The following is a 1,421-nucleotide window of genomic DNA, read 5'->3' on the forward strand; positions in this document are numbered from 1 at the left end:
TCACGAGACCCGCCAGCGCCACCAAGGAACGAAACCAGACCACGCCCTCGCCGCGTGACGGAAACGTGTCCAAGATCACGGGGAAACTTCAGCCCCAACACCGTTGCATTTGGGCTGCGCGTGCCCTGTCAAGGGGGCGGGACCTCTGGTAGTCCCCGTGGTGTCGAGCCCGGGGACGAGTAATCCGGAGGTCCCGTTGTCGCGAAAGTCTGGCAGCATCCAGCCCGGGGCGACAGCCCCGGATGTGTACGCGCCCGGCCATCTGGGCGAGTTGACGCAGATCATCGATCCCGAACTGGTCGATGCGGTACTCGAGGACACGCGTACGCGGGAGCGGAGGCTGCGGCTGTTGCCGGCGCGCGTCGTGGTGTACTTCGTGCTCGCTTTCGCCTTCTTCGAGCGGTCGTCCTACCGGGCGGTGTGGGACAAGCTCACGGCCGGACTCGACGCCGTGCCCGTGGCGCGCCCGTGTGCCTCGTCGCTGTCACGGGCCCGGCGCCGTCTGGGCAGCGCACCGCTGCGCCGCCTGTTCACGATTCTGTCCGGACCGGTCGCCGACCGCGGTCAGTCCTGCACCTTCTACCGGGGCTTACGCCTGGTCGCCGTGGACGGCACGACTCTGTCCGCTCCCGATGAAGAGGCGGTGACCTGGTACTACCGCAAGCACATCGGGAAGGTCCGTACGTTCGGCTACCCGCTGGTGCGCCTGGTGGCCATCGTGGAGTGCGGGACGCGGGCCCTGCTGGACGCGGCCTTCGGCCCCGACCACACCGGCGAACTCGCCTACGCCCGCCGTCTGCTGGGCTGCCTGGACGCCTCGATGCTCCTGCTGGCCGACGCCTACTACGACGCGTTCGACTTCGTGCAGGCCGTCTCGGACACGGGAGCCGACTTCCTGCTGCGCTCCACCAGGAAACGGCGGCCGAATCCGGAGAAGTCCGGGATCGTCTGCCTCATCAGAGGCAGGCAGGGCTTCGTCTTTCTCGGCTTCCATCACCAGAAGGTGGAGTCGTGGAAGTGGCGGGGCAGGTTCTACCTGCAACGCTGGCCCTCGGTCAGAGCGATGCGGCTGCTGCGGGACAAGATCCGCGGGGCGACCGCCCTCTCGAAGACCGAACGGCCGGTGTCCGCCGTGGTAGCCGACCTCAACCCCGTGCTGCCGGGTTGGGCCGCCTACTTCCGCAATGGGAACTCCGGGCGGAAGTTCAGCGCGGTCGACGGCTACGTCCACGAACGGCTGGCGATCTTCGCCAGCCGGAAACACGGCCTGCGGGGCCGCAACTGGACCACCCGCTATACCTACGAGTGGATCAGTCGGCTCGGGGTCTACTGAGGTTGAACTCGCAGTGGCGGGCCGGTAGATCATCCGGCGCCCATGAGTAATCCGGTCTCGGTGAGGCAGCCGTCGATCAGCTCTGCCC

At 67.6% G+C, this 1,421-nt stretch carries 1 protein-coding gene; it reads left to right on the forward strand.

The annotated features are described in order from the left end of the window. The first annotated feature begins 196 nt into the window (after nucleotides 1-196). Nucleotides 197-1,333, forward strand: coding sequence for an IS4 family transposase (locus ACWD3C_RS48615; RefSeq protein ID WP_451155257.1), 1,137 nt, complete (start codon nucleotides 197-199; stop codon nucleotides 1,331-1,333). Nucleotides 1,334-1,421: the final 88 nt, after the last annotated feature.

The organism is Streptomyces sp. NPDC002845 (assembly GCF_053591955.1).